Genomic DNA, 18,941 nt, shown 5'->3' with positions numbered 1-18,941 from the left:
ATGAAAAAAGTTTTCTTAGGTATAGGAGCATTGTTTTTATTGTTCGTAGCAGGTCTTGTTGTTCTGATGACTGTAGATTTTAACCGTTTAAATAAAGAAGCATACTATGTCCATATTACTACTGATGGTGATGTAGACGAATATAAGCTAGATAGTGGAGAAATTATGAAAATGTATTGGTACGAGATACCTGCTTATGACGAAAACGGTAAAGAGCAAACATTAAAGTTTTCAGCTCATAAAAACTTACGCCGCGATGCATATATGAAGCTTTATGTAAAAAAAGAAACGGAAGTTACATCATATGATGAAGTAAAATTCAATGAGCTACCTGCAAAAGTACAGGAGCTAATGAAGAAATAAGAAGAAGGAGTAGTCCCGATCATAGGGCTACTCCTTTTTGTCTTCTTGTAATTGAATGCTAACAGTTGTACCTTGTTGTTCTTCGGAGGTAATCGTTACAGTTCCTCCGTGTGCTTCAATAATATCTCTAGCGATAGCAGTACCTAACCCAGTACCGTGTGTTTGCTCAGTATTTGTACCTCGATAATAGCGCTCAAAAATATGTTCAAGGTCTTCTTCAGAAATGCCGTTACCGTTGTCAGAAATCGTAATTGAATAATCTTCAACAAGAATAGTAACTGATACATCAGAAGGGTTGTGAAGCAATGCATTGTGTAAAAAATTCATTATTGCTCGTCGCATAAAGTGCTCATCAATGTGATGCTTGATAACATCGTTAGTTGCATTAAATTCAATATTGGCCTCCTCATATTGAGGGGTATTGAGTGTATCAATAACGATTTCACGAATAAATTGCACCATATTTACTTCGGTTAAGCTGAGCGGAAGCTGCTGATGTCTTAATCGCATAGTTAAGTTTAAATCATCCAGTAAATTTTGCATATGCAATGATTGTTTTTCGATAATGTGAGCGTAGTCTGTTTGTTCATCAGTAGTCAATTTTCCATCATTCAGTAGCTCCGCATATCCACGGATCGAAGCAAGGGGCGTTTTCATATCGTGTGACACATTGCTGATCCATTCCTCGCGCATCATCTCAAGTCGTTTTCGTTCCTGCTCGTGTGCGGCAAGCTCTTTTGATACTTCATTTAAATTCTCGAAAACAGGTTTGTACACACCACCTGGCATTTTACTAGTCACATGCTCATGATTTTTTAAATGACGAATACGTTCAATCATTGCGTGTAGAGGCTTAGTCAATGTTCGACCGAAAAGCCAGCCAACGAGCGTAGCTACTAATAAATCAGCAATGACAATGAGCAAACCAAACTTGCCAATAAACTGTAATACGGAAGAACTAGAAAAATGAGTGACATATCTAGTAACGCCGCTTCCTTCGATGCCGATAAGATAACTAATGCTTTCTTTACTTCCCACATATACGGTTGTATCTACGTCGAATTCTTTATATTTATAAACTTGAATTAAATCAATCGGCGCATAGTGTGCAGGAGCTTTCTCTGGAGCGAAATGGGCTTCAACGACCTGTCCATTATTATTAAGTAATTGAATCCAAGCATTTCGCTGATGCAATTGTTGAAGTCCATCATTGCTGACTGTTGGCGTTCCATTACTTATATCAATATATTGTTGGAACTCACGCACGAAGTTTTCTTCTGAATACGAAGTTGTATTATCGTATTTATTTCCCTGTTGAAAAATGAAAAACCCAATTAAAATGGCTGTATTTACGAAAATAACAATAATAACAATAGACAGCACAGACAAAAGGAATCTAGCTGTTAATTTCCATTTCATACTTGCTCCTCTTTTGGAACGACAAATTTATAGCCAAGCCCTTTTACAGTTGTAATATACACAGGCTTGGATGCATCATTTTCAACCTTTTCACGCAGACGCCGAATATGCACCATTACGGTATTGTCTGAGCCGAAAAAATCCTCTCCCCATACACGCTCAAACAGTGTTTCTTTACTTAAAATTCGATTAGGATTATTCATAAAGCAAGCCATCAAGCCGATCTCTTTCGCTGTTAGCTCCAATAAAACGCCGTCCTTATGTACCTCCGTTTCATCACCATTAAGTAAGAATGGGCCAACTTGAATTGACTTCTCGGAAGGTACTGGTGCTACTTCTTGCGTTTGATAGCCAGCTCTGCGAAGTTGTGCCTTCACGCGATAGGCAACCTCTTTAGGACTAAAAGGTTTCGTAATATAATCGTCTCCTCCGATAGCAAGTCCTAAAATTTTATCAATTTCATCATTTTTCGCTGACATGAAAAGTACTGGTACATGCGATACTTCTCGAATACGACGACATAAATCATAGCCCTCGCCATCGGGAAGCATCACATCAAGAAGTACAATATCGGGTTGTGTTTGTTGAAAGCTCGTCCAGGCTTCTTGAATGGAGCCAGCTGTATGAATTTGTTTATACCCTTCTTTTTGGAGGCTGACTTTTAGAAGGTTTGCTAAATCAGCCTCATCATCCACCACTAGAATAGTTGGTTCTTGCATGGTTCACTCGTCCTTTCTCTTGATTATTTTAAGATTTGCGTATGGCTATATGTTTAGCAGTAGCTCGATAAACATTTCCTTATTCAGTTAATAACAGAAGTGCCAAGATAATGGTCGCATAGCTTGGGATTTGCCCACCGATTGAAGTGTCTTATGTGACTTATTATAAATGAAACTTGCTTAAAAAAGGAATTGAGACATTACTTAAATATCGATCAGTTAGGATTAAAACCAAAAGTTGTGGATACTTTTGGTGATGATCCATAATAATACTTTATATACTCGTTTGAAAAGTCTATATCAAAGCAGCTTTTACATTAGAGTACTAACCAGCTATAGCGTTCCATTACTGAGCGCTCGAGCTTTCACGATTAACAGTCTCTTTTGAAACTTTTTACAGATAGAAGGCGTAATAAGAGTATCAAACCATCTAGGAGGGAAAAAGATGTTCAAAAAAATAGCAGCAGACGCGCTTGGACTTTCAGATATTGGAGTAGTTGTGGCTCGTGAGGACTATGATAAGGCAGATGCAGATGATTTCATCCTGCATGAAATTGACGAGAAAATTTATTTCTTAATTAAGACGAAGGCGGACGAGTATTGCTTTACAAATCGAGCAATTATTCATGTAGACGGTGAAAGTGCGATAAGTAAGAAGCGATTATTACGTCGTTACGACTACTCAATGCACAATATTAGTGAAGTGTTCCTGGAAACAGCAGGAACTATTGACCTTGATGTTGAAATTAAATTTACAATCGACAATACGCCATTTTCAATTGACATTCATAAACGTTTTATTAATGATATTAAAGATTTGTATAAAGCGTTGCATGCTATTAGCTATGAGCAAAAGCAAAATGCATACAAGCTAGAGGTAGCAGAAAAAAGTTTATCGATTGCTTCTTCATCCATTGGTCGTATCGGTAATGACAATGTTACACCATCGGCATCATTCGAGGAGATTACACGTTTTGCGAATGATTGGATGATCGATCATAAGGACAAATACAAAAAAGAAGATTTCTCTCAAGTTTTTGATTTATATGTTAATAACTAAAGTGATAAAGGGCTACGGGAGTATTAGAAGCCTTTTATTTTAGGGTTCTTATCTTGGATATACCAACATTTGATAAATTACTTCACAGAGTTCTTGGTCCACCTAATACTTTCAATATTGTTTTAGCGCTCTTACTAACTGCGAAGCTTATTTTTATAGCCCTAAAACTGCCTACATCTAAAAGGAATGAAGGTGCTCGAGGTAATTACAATAAAAGCACAGAATTTTACAATGCATTTGTATGAGTCTGTGCTTTTTTATGTATAAAAGGTTGAAAATATGTAAAATAAACGTCATAATTTTCCATATATCTAATAGCCATTTTATTAGGGGGAATCATGACCGAAGAAAAATGAATTTCAACGCTACTATAATTATTCAATACATACGATTCCTGATATTCCCCTCAAAATGGAAGGAACTATCGAACTTGATGTCGAATTTAGTTTTACAATCGACAATATACTACAAAGAGTTATTTAAAGTGTTGAAATGAAATTTAATTTCTTTTAGCGGGTGTCACGGAATTATACTGATCATAATTGAACAAAAATCAATATACATAAAATAAAAACTAGGGGCGTGACGAAAAAATGATAAATGAATTGCATGTGCTAGAAAAAGAAGAAATACAAAATGAAGATCTTGTACAGCAGCCGCAAGCCGTCGAAACATTATTCGTAAATGAGTTCATAGATGGTATTTTAGATCCACAACAGAAAATGCTTGGACCTATCAAAGATGGTGGAACAATTATTGCTAATACGACACCAGGATGTTGGGGCCCGATGTTAACACCGACGATTCGTGGTGGGCATGAAGTAACAAAGCCTGTATTTGTAGAAGGTGCAGAGGTAGGAGACGCCATTGTTATCAAGATTAAATCACTACAGGTAACATCTGTAGCAACAGCATCTGGGCATGATGAGGTAATTATAGATCGTTTCATTGGTGATCCATTCGTATCAGTAAAATGCCCAGGCTGTGGTAAGCTTCATCCGAATACAGTTGTCAAAGGGATAGGTCGGCAGGCTATTCGCTGTTCGACATGTGATACTGAAACATCACCATTTAACATGACGAATGGCTATACGATGGCGTTAGATCATAAGGGGAATATTGGTGTAACGGTTGGGCGAGAAGGGGCTCGCCGTATTGCACTTGATGCGAAAAATTATATGCGTACACCTGAAAACTCTGTGCAAAATCCTGTAGTTGCGTTAGCGCCAAGTGATTTGATAGGTGTTATGGCAAGAATGCGACCGTTTCTAGGGCAGCTTGGAACGACGCCTTCAAAGGCGATGCCAGATTCCCACAATGCGGGTGATTTTGGTTCGTTTTTAATCGGTGCACCTCATGAATATTCATTTACGCAGACGGAATTAGATACACACCGTACAGATGGACATATGGATATAAGTCGTGTTCGTGAGGGGGCAACCATTATTTGCCCAGTAAAAGTCCCAGGTGGTGGTGTGTATATTGGCGATATGCACGCAATGCAAGGGGACGGAGAAATTGCAGGACATACAACGGATGTTGCTGGTATAGTTCAGCTTCAGGTAAGTGTGTTGAAAAAAGTAGCTTTGGATGGCCCTATTTTATTGCCAAATACAGAGGATTTACCTTATACGGCTAAACCTTTTACAAAGGAAGAAAAACGTCGCGCACGTGAGCTTGCAGAGGAATTTGGCGTTAAGCAAGTGGAGGAAGCATTCCCGGTATCGATTGTTGGCTCAGGAACATCATTAAATGAAGCAACAACTAATGCTATCAGCCGAGCTGCAAGGCTTTTTGAAATGAGCGAGCCAGAAGTTATGAATCGAGCGACGATTACAGGGTCGATTGAAATTGGTCGTCATCCAGGTGTCGTAACAGCAACCTTCCAAGTACCTAAAACAGTCCTGAAAAAAGCAAGAATTTATAAACCAGTCAAAAAACAATATGATTAAATGAATACTGAAAAAACCAAAAAGAAAGCAAACTAGAGGATTTCATAGTTTGCTTTTTTTATTGGTTATAAGGTCAAAAATTATTGAGCTTTTATTTGGCTGAAGGCAGATTCAAAATTTGACATTGCGAAATTGAATTCTATTTAGTAGTTGTTATAATAGAACAAGCTTAGAATAAACAAAAATCGATACGGTTTCTATAGAATTTTGAGTAAAAGGAAGGTGACTCATGGCAGATTTCATGCGCTTGCGGGACGACGAAGGGAAATCAAAACCTATTAAAACATACATATTCAAGATGAAAGGTGGGGGACATGCTCCTTCACGAACAAATTTTGCTGATGCCATAACAGGTGCAATCGGTGGATTAATATGTATTTCTGTTTTGCTTTGGTTGACGAACCATACAGGTGCCCCATGGCTAATGGCTTCACTTGGTGGGAGCTGTGTACTCGTATTTGTTGTTTGGAATGCGCCGTTGTCCCAGCCTCGAAATATTATTGGAGGTCATTTGATTTCAGCTTTTATCGGCTTAACCGTGTATTCGCTATTAGGGACGGGCATCGTTTCAATTAGCCTTGGCGTAGGTTTAACCATTTTTTTTATGGCCTTTTTAGGAATTATTCATCCGCCAGCAGGAGCGAATCCAATTATTATTATTTTAGGAGGCTATGGATGGAGCTATCTAGTAACGCCCGTTCTTATTGGTGCTCTCATTATCGTATTTTTTGGTCTTATGATAAATAATCTACGTGAAACACGGAAGTATCCTTTATTTTGGTGAGGAATAGATTTTAGCAAATTGTGAAAAAATGTGTGTTGTGCTTCGCAAATACAAACATTGTCGCTACGCTTTCGATGCAAAAACATCCTTCAATAATTTGAAGGATGTTTTTTGTAATTATTTTGGCTGCTCTTCTTTTAAACTGCGAAATTAATCTTGGCCTATCTCTTTGAGATATTTGACTTTTAGATGATTTTTTAGGGATTGTGGTCAAAGTTGTCAATTTTGCACGAACACTTTTGTTATCTTCTTTTATGCATATTTCGATTTCTTTAGCATATGATTGATAAGATTTGTTATATTGAAGAAAGAGAGTTAAAAGGTTTGGCAAGTATTTTACAGAATAGGGGAAGATCGTTGTTGGTTGAATTTGATGGGGGGCTCCAATTGCATGCTGTTGGATTGTGATGAGCAGTTATTCATGACATATAAACATAATGGTGAAAAGGGTGCTGAAAAATTACTGTCAAAATGGTTAGAGGCAGAGAGTGATTCACCGGCAGACCCGAAAATTCTAGGTACTGCACTTTCACCGAACTTATTTTTAGTGAATGAGGAAACTGCGATGAATATTGCGTTTTCAACTGCGCGAAAATATTGGGGTCGTGTAACGATAGATATGCAAACTTTTTTTAACAAGTATGGCTTGGATACTAAATTTGTGAATGAACGTCTCAATGCTTTTTTTTATACGCAAAAAGGTAAGGAGACCTTTTTTGAACAACTTTTTGCACAGCACACAATGGACTTAGAGCGATTAATCTGGCTAATTTTCGGAAAGCGAATGCAAATTACAATGCCAGTCAACGAACTACAAACAATATTTTTATATAAATTTGAAAATGAGTATTTAGTGCATATGATTTATAAAGAAGATACTCAATTTTGGCATTGGCTTTTCATGAAAAAAGTTTATTCACTGTTTATCCACAAACCATTAGAACAATTCACATTTATCCATGAAATGATGGGTCATGTTGAACAATCTACAAAAAAAACCTGTGGATATGTGAATAACTTTGTTGATAATTATAAAAAAACTCTGGATAAGTGTATAACCTACGTGGATAACTGTAATTCTACTTGTTTAGCAAAAAAGCAGTTACATCTTTACCAAATTGTAACGCATTATCGTCTATCTGAAGGAGATTATTCATGCGTTAAAGCTTTAATTACTTCCTTTGAAGCGGATTGGCGTTATTCAATGTATGCATTGACAGAGAAAGAAAAAGCTCTGATTGCCTATCTTCAGTTTCATATAGCACACCAGGAGAAGAATCCTGAAACTGTTATTCACTACGGTGAGTATTTATTAGAAGATGAACGACTTAATAATTACGCGATAGAGATTTTGTTGGAATATAAGGAGTTATTGCCGAATCGTAAGCCAACACCTCCTGCAATTATTAAAAATTATGAACTAAACTTTTTAGAGAACTTGTATGCCGTATTGTTGGATCATTACGTAAAAATGGAGCGTTATCAAGAGGGGCTTCAACTTTTAAAGGAACATGTATTAGCGTCTAATAAAAAAATACATGCCGCTTTAGTACAGAACAATTATAGTAATGAGCAATTTATTGCGATTGAAGCGTCAGTTCAGCAGGATATCGCTCTCCATGTAAATAATTCATTACAGCATATTGGCTTGTCTGTTGAAGAGTGGCGCCAGCATTATCGTCAGCCAGAAACGCCTTACTCTTTGGTGGCAATGAGCGCATCCTTGCATATGCTCAATATTTTAAAGGTGTTATTTGTTACGGAGCAGTACGAGCTTTTTGAAAAATTAATGGAAATATATAAAAAATATTTACTCATAGATGATCATTTCGAAAAGTTACGGGTCTTTATAAGTGCATATGTTTAACTTTTATCAGCCGATTTAGGGCACAATTATGCCGAGGCGTAGTTGATTAGAAATACAAAAAAAGTGTCTAATGTGTTATAAATACAACATTAGACACTTTTTTTATTTTTTATTCTAAAACTCCTTTGTTCTGTAAGTCTGCAATTTGCTCGACGCTATAGCCAAGTGAAGATAGCACTTCCTCATTATTCTCTCCAAGCTTAGCACCGACATGCTTGTACTGCGGCTTAACGCCGTCAAACTTAAACGCTGATGCAATTTGCTTTTGTGTAGTACCGTCGCTTTTAGGAATATCAACAATCATGCCACGAGCTTTGAGCTGAGGATGCTCGCACGCTTCTGGAAACGTTAATACTGGTTCAACACATCCCTCGAAATCCTCGTTAAACACTTCAAGCAATTCTTCGTAAGTCTTCGATAAGAATGCATCATGGACGGCTTCTTTAAAACGAATTTGTGTATAGTATGAATCATTAAACGTATTATCAATGAGCTCGGGAATATCAAGCGCTTCACAAAGCAATTTGCGGAATTGAGGTTCAAGACTTCCTACTGAGAAAAATCGGCCATCCTTTGTTTTGTAAAAGTCATAGTAGCTGCCACCGTTTAAAATTTCTTGCTCGGGCTGAGGTACGCGACCACCGCCAATATAGGCAGACCCATACATAGCATTGAGCGAAAATACAGCATCGGTCATACTGATATCAATATATTGCCCTTCACCTGTTTTTTCACGATGTAAAGCAGCTGCGAGTACTCCAATTGCCGCATGCATCGTGCCCCCAGCAATATCAGCTAGCTGAACACCCATGGAGACAGGTTTTTTATCTTTATGGCGTGAATAATCGAGTAAACCAGCTAATGATAAATAGTTATTATCATGTCCTGGCCGATTGCTAAATGGTCCAGTTTGTCCATAGCCTGTAATAGCACAATAAATAACCTGAGGATTTACTTCTTTTAGATCTTCGTAGCCAATGCCAAGTCGTTGCATGACGCCAGGCCGAAATCCTTCGATAATTATGTCGTACTCTTTAACGAGTGACTTCACAATTTCTATAGCTTCAGGTGATTTTAAATTTAATGTTAATGACTTTTTAGAGCGATTTAAATGTTGATGAATATAGGCCTCGTGATCATCATCGTAAGGAGGCATAATACGCGTTAAATCTACGCGTTTTGAGGATTCAACGTGAATAACCTCTGCGCCTAAATCAGCAAATATCATTGTCGCCATTGGCCCCGGTAGTAATGCAGAAAAATCGAGAATTTTTAACCCCTTTAAAATACCCAAATCTCCCAACCCCTTTTTGTGTAGGCTACATTGCCATCTATTCAAGAATGCATTGCAGCGCTTTTCTCATAATCCCCATTTTGTGAAAAGCATTTATTCAAGTTGTATTAATACAGCTTGAATGTAAATTATCAGTATTATAACAGAAGAATTGATGGCTTGACTATGTTAAATTTTATTATAAAATAATTAGTCAAAAAATTATATGTCAGAATAACGATAAAAGTAAAAAAAATCAGAAAATATAATTGTCACTATAACGAGGAGATGATCTTGTTTCCGGTTGGATGCGTGGGGCAGAAGTGTTTTCTGTGGTTACAGAAGAATTTTTGTTGAATATTCCAGATAACGGTTGTTATAAGAGTGTAAAAAATCTCTATGCAATAGATTTCTGCATAGAGATTTGTGTTTATTTATCGTTGATCAACTTTAACCGTTCAACTATTTAGAATAAAAGTTAACCGTATAATAGGGTGCACCGTTATCTTTAAAGCAAACACCAACAAAAATATGTGTAAACTCTTTCCTTAAAATATTTATACGATGTCCTTTTGAATTCATTAGTGCTTCATGAGCAAATATACTATTATGCTGACCTTGCGCTATATTTTCGCCGTACCAATAGTGATTAACTCCCCCAGCAGTGAGGCGGTCGTTGGAATGATTACCTTTATGATCTTCATGACTAAAAAATTGATGTGTAATCATATTGCTACTATGGTGCCGAGCGATAGGGTTAGCCCCTTTGTCGTAAATGAGTGGTTGCAAACCTTCTATAACTCGCTCATGGTTAATAAGATCAACCATTAAATCTTCAAGTCCTGTTCGTAGTTCATTGGATGGCTTACCATAATAACCACGTTTACTTAATTCGGTTTTAGCATGTATCCAAATAATAGAACGAACTATATTGTTTTTGTGTAAATCATAGAAAAAAGTAACGTAGTGATTATCAATGAAATAGGTCCCGTGTGTAGTATTACCTTCATGATCGTTGTAATTGAGCAAATAGCTTGTATTTTCATAGTGAATGGCACTAAGCGGAAGACCGTATTTTCTATTTACATCTATTCGATTAGCACCGATACGAATACCAAATACGTTATGACCAATACGTGTTTCATATCCTCCAACCTCATTAGAATTATATTTCCCTACGAGGGAAAATGGGGCGTAGTTCGTCGCTACTCGATACCATTTCATTTTATAGTCACTTTGAAAGCTAGGTAGTGACAAAGTTTTTTGTGTCTTTGTTACATTCGGACGAGCTGACTTATTTGGATTGAAAGAAGTACTTGTCCATAAAGCCATACTATAACCAATCATTATTGGAGCTACTTTACGAAACAACATATTAAAACCCTCTTCTTAAAGTGAATTTATAATAAAAGTCTATTGAATTACTAAAAGTTATATAGATATAAATTACTATATTTTTGTTCTGTTAACGATGCTAAATTTATGGAACTTTCCCTACTATATGGCTCGCTACCATAACGTAGGGTTGATTTCCGTTCCGACTGGGCGCTTTGTAGCTGACGCTTCGCTTTCGCTACAGAAAACATATGTTGTTACTGTCGCTTCGCTTCGTACAGATAAAACATTTGCCGCTGCCGCTTCGCTTCGCTGCAGGGTCTCGGGCCAACAGATGTCTTTTGCGCGAAAGCGTGCAACAGCAGGTTTTGGTTTTGTTTGTGCGAAAGCGCAGCGACAGCAACAGCAGGTTTTGGTTTTGTTTGTGCGAAAGCGCAGCGACAGCAACAGCACGATGTTGGTCACGAAGGCGTAATCACAGGATGTGATGCTTTTAGCCTTCGTTCCTCTATTGCTAATCTCCAAGGAGTCGCCCAGTCGTAACGAAGAAGTATAAGTTTTAACAAATGTCATCTTTAGTTTTGGGGTGTAGCCTACTATTTTACTTTCGTTATAAGAGGGCCTTGAGAAAGACTATTTTGACAAACATTTTATTTTTGAGGTAAGAAATTTTCTTAATAAGAAATTTTTTGTGTTTTAATAGAATAATAGAAGAAATTATAAATTAGGGGTAAAAGATAGAAAATGAAATCAAAACAGATAAAGCTAAAGTATTTAATCATGGGCGTTGCGATAGCTGCTTTTATCTTAACTGGTATTGGTAGCATTTGGAGTGGTTACCGAATGAACGTTGACTCGATTAAAGAGAATACGCTTGAAACGAATCGAGTCTATGCACAAAAATTAGCAACAACCGCTAGTTCTTATCTTGAAGAATCTTTTCAGATATTAGGATATAGCGCCGGTTCGATAAAAACAAAAATGCATGATAACAATGCATTGGTTCAGGAAACTGAACGTTTGAAAATGCAAAATGACATGTTTAACTCGGTGCTGATCACAAATGCAGAAGGTCTTGTATTATCTATTTCACCACCATCTGAAGAGGTACTAGGCGAAGTATTAACATCTGTTGGAGCGAAAGATGCTTTATCTAAAAAGGAACCTCTTGTCTCAAAGCCTTATAAGGGAATGACGGGGCGTCTCCTTATTTTTATATCGTATCCTATATTTTCAGAGACCAATGAATATTTAGGAATGGTAGCTGGGACAATTTATTTAAAAGAACGAAATGTTTTTAATGCATTACTCGGAGAGCATTATTATAATGATGGGTCATATGTGTATGTAGTTGATTCGGATGGGCGCGTTATTTATCATCAGGACCCAAGCCGCGTTAATGATATTGCTATCGATAATAAAGTTGTCCAAGCAGTGATTTCTAGAAAAAATGGGGCTCAGCAAGTATTGAATACTAGAGGAGTAGAAATGCTTGCTGGTTATAGCACCGTACCTTTGACAGACTGGGGAGTAGTTGCCCAACGACCGTTAAATGTAGCATTAGCTCCTTCATTTGATAGAGTACAGGAAGTTGCTATAAAATCCATTCCGCTTATGTTCCTTTCAATTTTAATTGTCCTTTGGGCGGCAGCACGTATTGCAAATCCCTTACAGCAATTAGCTACTTTAACAGAGGAGAGCATGGATTCGAAAAATGTAGAAGGCTTGAAATCTGTACGTAGTTGGTATTTTGAAGCGCATTATCTTAAAAGTGCTCTCATTCGGAGTTTAACATTTTTACAGGGACAGGTGTCGTTTTTTAAAGATCAATCTACGACAGATCCGCTAACAGGTGTAACCAATCGTCGCACAATGGATGCGATGCTAGCGGAGTGGCTTGACAACAAGTTGCCACATGCCCTCATTCTACTTGATTTAGATCATTTTAAAAGTGTGAATGATACGTATGGTCATGCAGTAGGTGATAAGGTTTTACAATTTTTAGCTCAAAATATGAAAGCTGTTGCTCGTGAGGGAGATGTTTGTTGTCGCTACGGTGGTGAGGAATTTGTCATGTTATTGCCAACTACTACTGCTGAGGAAGCGGCACAGGTGGCAGAACAACTAAGAGATATGTTGGCGCATACTATAAGTCCTTGTGGTCGTCCAGTTACATTATCTGCAGGTGTAGCCGTGTATCCGCAAATGGCCGACACGACAGAAAAGTTAATTGAAGCAGCGGATAGTGCGCTATATCTTGCAAAACAAGCAGGACGAAATCAAGTCATAGTAGCAGAGCAGGAAAATAAATAAAAATTTTTTTGGGAATAAGCATACATTTCTAATTTTAGGGTACATGATTAATGCAACGATCATTTGGGCAAGCTATTTTTAAGTCATTCCCCATATGACTTATCAAAACATGTTCAAAATGATACGTAAACTCGGGACACATCTCTCGATCGACTTGACAAGATGCAAGGTTATCCCCCTTTCCCTTATGACATCGCAAGTACGTCTAGATGTATGCCTATATATCGTTAAAAGCCAAGCGAGCACCGATGCTCCTTGGCTTTTTTATGTTGAGTGAAAGGGCATCAAAAATTGAAATTGTTCCGATAAAATGAGATTTTGTTCCGATAAAGCTTCAAAGAATTCATTATAAAAATGAATTCATCACAATAACGTGGAGCTGATTTCTGTTCCGACTGAGTCGCCTCAGCCTCCGCTCAATATAAACATTGTTATTTCCGATTAACTATTTTATTCCATAAATTTAGATTTATCTATGAAGGTTCACTATCTACCTGTCGATATAAAGGGTATGATGAAAATGTTAGTTTGAACGTATCAAATACATAGATGAAAGGAAGAGTGGGATGGATAAAACAAAAATCCAAAAAGTGAACAAAGCACTTATAGCAACGGTTTTTGCTACTAGTGGGATTGCTGTTGTAGTGCCACCACCACAAAAGGCAGCTGCGGCTTCTTCACCATTTACAGATGTTGACCCATATTCAAGTCATTATGACGACATTTTAAAATTATATAATCAAGGTGCAATTAATGGGTATGCAGACAATACTTTTCGACCAAATCAAAGTGTAACACGTGGTCAGGCGGCAAAAATGCTGGCGACTGTTTTAAAATTAGATTTGAGAAATGTACAAGATCCATATTTAAAAGACGTTCCGAAAAGTAGTGAATATTACAAGTATATAGCTGCTCTACAAAATGCAGGAATCATGTCGGGCTATTCAAATGGAACATTTATGCCTAATGAAGTGATGACACGCGGGCAATTAGCGAAAATTTTAGTGCTTGGCTTTAATTTAGAGGTAGCCTCTAATTACAACAATAGTTTCAAAGATGTAACTAGCGAAACAAGCAACGCTATCTATATCCAAAGTTTAGTAGATTCGAAGATTACAGAAGGGACAACACCTGTCACTTTCTCACCACATAATGCGGTTACACGTGGACAATTCGCATCTTTTATTGTGCGTTCACAAGAGAAAAAAGGGAATGCCACATCTTTCAAAATTACAAATGTTGAAGACGATACTGTCTACATAAATGGTGATCGATACTCAGTACCACAAAGTCTCTCGCATATTTTTAACGAAGATAATGCACCTGTATTAAAAGATGCGCTAATTGAAGGGGACTTTTCAGGCAAAACTATTCGCTCTGTATCAAAGCTTACATTGAATGCAAGTGGGACAAGCTCAAGGTCTCTAGTGTTCGATGGCGATCGTAAGTCCTTCGGTGGAACAATCGTTGTTAATGGAAACTATATTGAATTCTCAAATATTACATTGACTGGTACAATGCATGTCAACGAAACGGTACGTCCACCTTTACAATTAGGTTTTTCCTACTATAAGCCATTATCTTTTGGCCGTATAGCAAGCACTAATACTGCATTTATTAACTGGACTAATCCAGATAATCCAAATGATGAAGGCTCATCTAATAACGGCTCGACAACAGATCTTCAAGATTGGGCAGATCAGAATTCCGACAAAAATCCTGATAAAAACAAGCCATTTGAGAACTGGTCTAAAGATAAAGTGACGATGAAAAATGTTGAAAAACATATTGAATTTTATAACAGCACTGTATCACGCTTAGTTGTCGCTCAAAGCGGTACAAAAATCGAAACAAATATGAAGCTACCACGTGTAGACATTATCGGGAATGTTCGTGAATTTGAGATTCAAGGAAATATCGGCACACTAAACCTCGATACAGAAACGAAGCTGACAATTTACGGAGATGGCAACATCGACTGGATTAACTACAATAGCTACACAGATTTAGAGCTATATCTAGATGGTCGCGTAGGTGTTCTGTATGTTGATAATGTATACGGTTGGGTTGATATTGGAGATTACACGTATATTGACAAAGTGATTATACCGAAGGGCGAGGGACCGAATAATATCTTCGACGACTTCTTAGAGGATAAAGATAATATCGGCAATATTGTAGATGAAGATGGTAAACCAGTCGATAAAGACGATATTGATAAACAAGACCCGGCTGATAAAACAAAACCGGTAGTCGACATTACGAATGTAAAAGTTTTAAATGGTAGTGATGTTGAGGTAGACTTCAATTCAGATGAAGTTGGAACTTACTACTATATTGTTCGCGAAAAAGGCGCCGATGCACCAACGAAAAAAGAAATGGTAAATCGCATTTCTACTGACAACGCAGCACATGGAACAAGCGCCGCAGTGAATGGTAAAAACACTATTAAAATCACTAATTTAGGTGAGAAAAAAGAATATATTGTTTACGTGATGGTCGTTGATGGAGCGAAAAATGCTTCTGAGATTGATAAACAAGAATTCCAAATGAAAGATGCATCACCGCCAGTTGTTAAAGACTTAAAAGTAAACCCTCTTCATGGCGGAAAACGCGCAGAGTTTACATTTACAGCAAGTGAACCAGGGGAATATTACTACTACGTACGTAAAAAGACGACAGCAGCTGATCCAACAACTGCAGATATTGTTGCTAAACCAACAGGTAAGGGTGAGGCAGTTGCAGGGAAACTTGCAATTACTGATATGCTAACAAATTTAGAGGCTGAAACAGAGTATCAACTTTATGTAGTGATGAAGGATGCTTCAGGTAATTACTCAACAGATAAAGATCTTGCAGTGAAGGTATTTACAACGAAAGAACTTGATAATATCAATCCATTCGTTGACAATAAGAAGCTTGAACCTGCCGCTGGAAAGGAAAATCAATTCTACATTTATTTAAATGAAGCTTTAGACCCTAAAAGCGCACAAAATGTAAATAACTATGATCTATCAGGAACAGTTATCGTCAATATGACAGGTCAGAAAAAAATAAAACCTTCTGCTGTTGAGTATAAGGAAGGTGATAAAAAAGTATTATTAACCATTCCATCAGAAACTGGTTTTGTCTATGGAGATACATTACGTGTAACTGTATTACCGGGTGTTAAGGATTTAGCAGGCAATGAATTTGAAAATGTCAATACCGTTGAAGCTGGTAAGAGTGTTAGAAACTTTGCAGAATATGTGCACGAAAACTATGTTCCGCCAAAGATTCTAGAATTAAATGTTGTTGGTAAACCAGATCAGGATGAAAAATATAAACGAGCTGAGGTAGAATTTAAGCCAAATAAAGCAGGAACATACTATTACATGGTTTTACCTGATACAGTCGAAGACAATGGAGAAACAAAAACATTTGAGCAATATTTAAAAGATAAAGGCATTACGGAGAGAGATTTCTATAATGAATTTGCGACTGAATCATCATTAAAATCAGGCTACTTCCAAATAGGTGGAAAAGATATTTATATTGAAATTGGCTCTGGTCCGGCCGACTTAGAAGATGACACGAAGAAATTCCCGATTGTTATGGATAAAGATAAACTAAATCCATTTATAAGCTATTCGGTTCATATGATATTAAAAGACCGTGGTGGCGAGCTTTCAAAAATAGCTTCTAAAGAAATATTTGGGGACTCCAAAGCACCATTAGTTACCGAATTTGAAGTGAAGTCTGGTACTACTAAAGGTTATGATGATACGAAAGCCACTGTAAGTTTCAATACAGATGAGACAACAAAGCTTCATTACTGGTTCGTACCAAAGAAAAATGCTGATGGAACAGATAATCCGGATGCAAAGCTAACTATTAACACGGCAGCAGAAAGAAAATCATTAGAAGACAAACTTAAATCAAGCCCTTCAGTCACAAAAAGTGGAAAAGGCGCGTCTGGAACTTTAGATATGACAGGAGTTACTTTAACACCACATACCGAATATGTTGTTTATTTAGGTGCACAGGATACGTATGGTAACTTTACAGTTTATAAAGCTAATACAAATGGAAATCACGATGAATCAAATGATGGTTGGATGAAACAAGATTTCTATTCTGATGGCACACCACCACGCTTTGAAATGACAGTTGATAAAGAAAAGAAACGCAATATTGTATATCGTAATCTAGATAGTACGTTTACGATTTCATTCAGTGAAGCCATCATGCGTGATGAAAAAGGCGAGTCTCCAATTAAAGATTTAAGTTTCTTAACAATTACTGACGAGAACGATCAAGATATAACTTCGCAATATGAGGTTGTTAAGTATACACAGGGTACAAAAACAACTGATGAAAGCCAATTAATTATTAAGCCAACTGGCTCAGGTACGGCGGATAAAACATTTACCGTTAAGATGAAAGATGAAGCACGAGATTATATTATTTCAGACTTCGAAGGTAATAAGTTTGATATAAATGACTTTGGTAAGTATGTTTACCCAGGCAAAGATGCATATAACACAATGAGTTATGCTAACTTAACAGGAAATGTTGATGGCGTACCAGCAGAATATAATTCAACAACAATGGATGTTTCTGTAAATATTCTCACACTGCTTGAATTAAACCAAGAATACTTCTATGCGGTTACTGCTGCGAATAAAACAACATTAGATCCGAAATTAATATTAGATAGTGTTAAAAATAATAAACCAGCCGACAATGGAATATTATCATTTGGTAAAGGATCTGTTAAAAAGGCAGCAGATGGTAGTGCAATTTTACCTCTTGTAGCTAATCCATCTACTGATCCTGGGATTAAGAATGTGTTTAAAACAGGTCAAAGAGTATTCTTATTCACAAAAGATCAGTATGGAAATATTGTTTGGGCTTATCAAAAAGAGACAAATGGTACAGGCCATACTCCACAACAATATGTGGAAATTCAATATGCACCTAAACCATAAAAAAGAAGCAAAGCTAGAGAATTCTTATGTTGAATTCTCTAGCTTTTTTTACATCAAATATTAACAACTACAACGCAGTATACCCACCATCCACAGTAAACACGCCTCCTGTAACAAAAGAAGAAGCATCTGAAGCTAGGTATAACGCTATACCACCTAGTTCATCCGGTGTTCCAGGTCTGCCCATAGGGGTAAGGTTCATCCAAGTATCAATCATGTCGCCACCTTGTTCAAAATAAGGCTTTGTCAGCTCTGTTTTCATGTATCCTGGAGCAATTGTATTCACTTTGATATTATGCTTTGCCCATTCCATTGCTAAGCTCTTCGTAAGCATAATCACACCTGCTTTTGATGCGTTATAAGAAGATTGGCATTGCGGTGTATTAGCAATGATGCCAGACATAGAGGATATATTTACGATAGATCCTCTTTTTTGATCGATCATTACTTTGCCCACAGCTTTTGATACTAGAAAAACTCCATTTAAATTGATATTGATGACTTTATTCCAATTTTCAAATGACATCTCTTCGGCTTTTTCATGAATTGTAATGCCAGCGTTATTGAATAAAACATCGATTTTACCGAAATGGTTCAACACCTTCGTTACCATATCATTGACTTGCTTTTCATTGGTTACGTCCATTTTGATCGCAAGAGTGTCTATTCCTTCATCATGCTTGAATTGATCCGCTGTTTTCTGGGCTTCCTCTAAATTTAAATCGGCTATGACAATATGAGAACCAGCTTGTGCTAAAGCAAGAGCCATTGCTTTTCCTAATCCCATTGCTCCTCCAGTTACAATCGATACCTTATCTTTAAGACTAAATCTATTTAATATACTCATATATTACACTTCCTTTTATTTGATGTTATCGCTTTCATT

At 37.1% G+C, this 18,941-nt stretch carries 13 protein-coding genes; 8 read left to right on the top strand and 5 right to left on the bottom strand.

The annotated features are described in order from the left end of the window. Positions 1–363 (top strand): YxeA family protein, encoded by a 363-nt coding sequence (locus ACVYAD_RS19465; protein ID WP_476427559.1) that lies wholly within the window; start codon positions 1–3, stop codon positions 361–363. A 27-nt stretch (positions 364–390) separates the two neighbouring features. Here the strand turns inward: ACVYAD_RS19465 and ACVYAD_RS19460 are convergent, their stop codons facing one another. Next, positions 391–1,782, bottom strand: coding sequence for a sensor histidine kinase (locus tag ACVYAD_RS19460; protein ID WP_476427557.1), 1,392 nt, complete (start codon positions 1,780–1,782; stop codon positions 391–393). Further along, the gene (locus ACVYAD_RS19455) at positions 1,779–2,501 is read right to left on the bottom strand and encodes a response regulator transcription factor (protein ID WP_386831270.1); all 723 of its coding nucleotides are present in this window, start codon (positions 2,499–2,501) and stop codon (positions 1,779–1,781) included. The genes ACVYAD_RS19460 and ACVYAD_RS19455 overlap by 4 nt, the downstream gene beginning before the upstream one ends. A gap of 445 nt (positions 2,502–2,946) precedes the next feature. On the opposite strand from ACVYAD_RS19455, the gene ACVYAD_RS19450 reads away from it, so the two are divergent. The 4 genes from ACVYAD_RS19450 to ACVYAD_RS19435 all read left to right on the top strand — a co-directional run bounded on the left by ACVYAD_RS19450 (position 2,947) and on the right by ACVYAD_RS19435 (position 8,164). Then, on the top strand, positions 2,947–3,561 hold the full coding sequence (locus ACVYAD_RS19450; protein ID WP_349661470.1) for a PH domain-containing protein: 615 nt from the start codon (positions 2,947–2,949) through the stop codon (positions 3,559–3,561). 593 nt (positions 3,562–4,154) lie between these two features. Continuing rightward, on the top strand, positions 4,155–5,513 hold the full coding sequence (locus ACVYAD_RS19445; protein WP_476427556.1) for an acetamidase/formamidase family protein: 1,359 nt from the start codon (positions 4,155–4,157) through the stop codon (positions 5,511–5,513). Positions 5,514–5,742: 229 nt separating this feature from the next. Beyond that, on the top strand, positions 5,743–6,297 hold the full coding sequence (locus tag ACVYAD_RS19440; RefSeq protein WP_476427555.1) for an HPP family protein: 555 nt from the start codon (positions 5,743–5,745) through the stop codon (positions 6,295–6,297). Positions 6,298–6,688: 391 nt separating this feature from the next. Further along, on the top strand, positions 6,689–8,164 hold the full coding sequence (locus ACVYAD_RS19435) for a hypothetical protein (protein WP_476427554.1): 1,476 nt from the start codon (positions 6,689–6,691) through the stop codon (positions 8,162–8,164). Positions 8,165–8,273: 109 nt separating this feature from the next. On the opposite strand, the gene ACVYAD_RS19430 is transcribed toward ACVYAD_RS19435, so the two are convergent. Next, complete coding sequence (locus tag ACVYAD_RS19430) at positions 8,274–9,458, bottom strand: CaiB/BaiF CoA transferase family protein (protein WP_476427553.1); 1,185 nt, start codon at positions 9,456–9,458, stop codon at positions 8,274–8,276. A 441-nt stretch (positions 9,459–9,899) separates the two neighbouring features. Next, on the bottom strand, positions 9,900–10,811 hold the full coding sequence (locus ACVYAD_RS19425) for a CAP domain-containing protein (RefSeq protein ID WP_476427552.1): 912 nt from the start codon (positions 10,809–10,811) through the stop codon (positions 9,900–9,902). A 339-nt stretch (positions 10,812–11,150) separates the two neighbouring features. Between ACVYAD_RS19425 and ACVYAD_RS19420 the strand changes: the two genes are divergently transcribed. From ACVYAD_RS19420 to ACVYAD_RS19410, 3 genes are all read left to right on the top strand, one after another. After that, the gene (locus ACVYAD_RS19420; protein ID WP_476427550.1) at positions 11,151–11,315 is read left to right on the top strand and encodes a hypothetical protein; all 165 of its coding nucleotides are present in this window, start codon (positions 11,151–11,153) and stop codon (positions 11,313–11,315) included. Between the two features lie 201 nt (positions 11,316–11,516). Next, positions 11,517–13,085: a sensor domain-containing diguanylate cyclase gene (locus ACVYAD_RS19415; RefSeq protein WP_476427548.1), complete on the top strand. Its 1,569-nt coding sequence runs from the start codon at positions 11,517–11,519 to the stop codon at positions 13,083–13,085. A gap of 566 nt (positions 13,086–13,651) precedes the next feature. Then, positions 13,652–18,055, top strand: a complete 4,404-nt coding sequence (locus ACVYAD_RS19410) for an S-layer homology domain-containing protein (RefSeq protein WP_476427547.1) — start codon at positions 13,652–13,654, stop codon at positions 18,053–18,055. A 67-nt stretch (positions 18,056–18,122) separates the two neighbouring features. Here the strand turns inward: ACVYAD_RS19410 and ACVYAD_RS19405 are convergent, their stop codons facing one another. Then, entirely contained in the window at positions 18,123–18,902 is a 780-nt protein-coding gene (locus tag ACVYAD_RS19405; RefSeq protein ID WP_476427546.1) for an SDR family NAD(P)-dependent oxidoreductase, read from the bottom strand. Positions 18,903–18,941 lie beyond the last annotated feature (39 nt).

It is taken from the genome of Lysinibacillus sp. G1-3 (genome assembly GCF_056322905.1).
This window is presented reverse-complemented; position numbering and strand designations above follow the sequence as displayed.